Origin of the sequence: Streptomyces sp. MB09-02B (assembly GCF_033794485.1) — a bacterium.
Classification (GTDB): domain Bacteria; phylum Actinomycetota; class Actinomycetes; order Streptomycetales; family Streptomycetaceae; genus Streptomyces.
Map to the genome: position 1 here is coordinate 1 of NZ_JARGEE010000736.1, position 2,420 is coordinate 2,420.

The 2,420-nt window shown below is 69.3% G+C and carries 1 protein-coding gene and 1 pseudogene; one reads left to right on the forward strand and one right to left on the reverse strand.

Annotation, left to right across the window (positions count from 1 at the left end):
* Positions 1 to 2,221 (forward strand): alpha-L-fucosidase (locus P1P70_RS43455; protein WP_319247859.1); only part of this gene is annotated, 2,221 nt, incomplete at its 5' end.
* 70 nt (positions 2,222 to 2,291) lie between these two features.
* On the opposite strand, the pseudogene P1P70_RS43460 reads toward P1P70_RS43455, so the two are convergent.
* Positions 2,292 to 2,420, reverse strand: a pseudogene (locus P1P70_RS43460) (sugar ABC transporter substrate-binding protein); the annotation flags it as partial.

Here is a 2,420-nt window from a genome sequence, read left to right on the forward strand (position 1 = left end):
CCCGCTCCCACCCCTGCGCATCCCCAAGCTCGACCTGGGGGTCGAGCAGCAGCCCGACGAGAAGGTGCGGTGGCTGCAGGACGCGAAAATCGGCCTGTTCATCCACTGGGGTCCCTACTCCGGCCCGGCCAAGGGCGAGTGGTACATGGAGAACGCCGCCATCACGCCGGAGAACTACAAGAAGTACGTCACCGACGCCACCGGTGAGCAGTTCACCGCCAGCGCGTACAACCCGGCCGACTGGGCCCAGCTGGCGAAGGACATGGGCGCCAAGTACACGGTGCTCACCGCCCGCCACCACGACGGCTTCGCCCTGTGGCCGTCCACCCACGCGAACGCCTGGCACTCCGGACAGGCCCCCCTGCAGAAGGACTTCATCGGCCAGTACGTCACCGCCGTACGCGATGCCGGACTGAAGGTCGGCCTGTACTTCTCCCCCCTGAGCTGGCGCTACCCCGGCTACTACGACGTCCGCGGCACCAACTGCCTGGAGAACGCCTGGGGTTACACCACCGATCCGGCGCACAAGGAGAACGCGCGGATCATGAAGAACGAGGTGTACCAGCAGGTCAAGGAGCTGGTCACCCAGTACGGGAAGATCGACGACATCTGGTGGGACGGCGGCTGGCTCGGCCAGCAGGGTTCCGACGCGGACGCGGGCTTCTTCTGGGAGCCCGGGAAGTTCCGCGACCCGTCCAACGAGTGGCCGGTGGACGCCGCCCACAGCGACACCGACCCCGCCACCGGCAAGCCCCTGGGCCTGACCGGCCTGGTCCGCAAGCACCAGCCCGACGCCGTCACCACCCTGCGGGCCGGCTGGATCGGCGACTTCGCCAGCGAGGAGGGCCCCTCCGTCCCGAGCGGTGCCATCCGCACCGGCAAGGTGTCGGAGAAGTGCTTCACCATCGGCGGCGCCTGGGGCTACAAGGCCGGCTCCGGTGTGATGAGCTTCGGCAACGCCATGAACATCCTGGTCAACGCCTGGGTGCGCAACATGACCTGTCTGGTCAACGTCGGCCCGGACCGCACCGGCGCGGTCCCCAGCGCCCAGCAGTCCCTCGTACGGCAGATCGGCTCCTTCCTGACCACGTGCGGGGAGGCCGTGTACGGCACCCGCGGCGGCCCGTGGAACCCGGTCGACGGCAAGTACGGCTTCACGTACAAGGACAGGACCTTCTACGTCCACCTGCTGCCCGGCTACAGCGGCACCTCCTTCACCACCCCGCAGATCGGCGACGCGACGGTCACCCGGGTCTTCGACGTGGCGTCGGGCACCGACCTCCCGTTCAGCGTGAATGACAGCGGCGAGGTGACCGTCACCGGCATCAACCGCACCCGCACCCCCGAGGACAGCGTCGTCGGTGTCACCCTGGACCGGACGGTGCAGCCCACCGACATCGCCGCCGGCAGGACCGCCACGGCGAGCAGCGAGGAGAGCTCCAAGGGCAACACGGCCGCCAAGGCCGTCGACGGCTCCACCGCGACCCGCTGGTGCGCGAACAACGGCAACACCGGGAACTGGCTGAAGGTCGATCTGGGGGCGGCCAAGGCGCTCACCGGCGCCCGCATCGCCTGGGAGCTGGACGCCACCAACTACCGGTACAAGATCGAGGGTTCCACCGACAACACCACCTGGACGACCCTGTCCGACCGCACCGGCACCACCAGCACCAACCAGGTCCAGACAGCCGTGTTCAGCGCCTCGGCCCGGTACGTACGGGTGACCGTCACCGGCCTGCCCTCCGGCGCCTGGGCGTCCATCCGCAGCCTGGAGGTCTACGACCGTCCCTTCGCCGCGGACCTCGGCACCTACCGGCTGGTGAACCGCAAGAGCGGCAAGGTGCTGGACGTCAACGGAGCCTCCAGCGCCGACGGCGCCGCCCTCATCCAGTGGCCCTGGACCGGCGGCACCAACCAGCAGTGGAAGCTGCTGCCCAACACCGACGGCTCCTACCGGCTGTCCAACGTCCGTAGCGGCAAGGTCCTGGACAGTCCCGGCGGCTCGGCCCAGGGCGCGGCCCTCGACCAGTGGACCGACACCGACACCAGCAACCAGTGGTGGAAACTGGTCCCCGCGACCAGCGGCTACCACCGGCTGGTCAACGTCGCCAACGGCTGGTGCGCCGACGTCAAGGACGCCTCCACGGCGGACGGCGCCGCGATCGTGCAATGGAGCGACACCGGCGGCACCAACCAGGAGTGGCAGGTCCTCGCCCTGTAGTCGGCGACGCGCCCGAGGGCCGGCGCCGCACGGCACCGGCCCTCGGGCCTTCCCCGCACCTTCATCGGGGTCATCCGGGCAGACTGTTGCCCCAGAGCGACTTGTCGTCCACGTTGTCCTTGGTCACCAGGGGCGCGGGGAGCTGGTCCTCCAGGCCGTTCGGGATCTCGATGATCGTGGAGCCGTGGTCGGTCTTGCC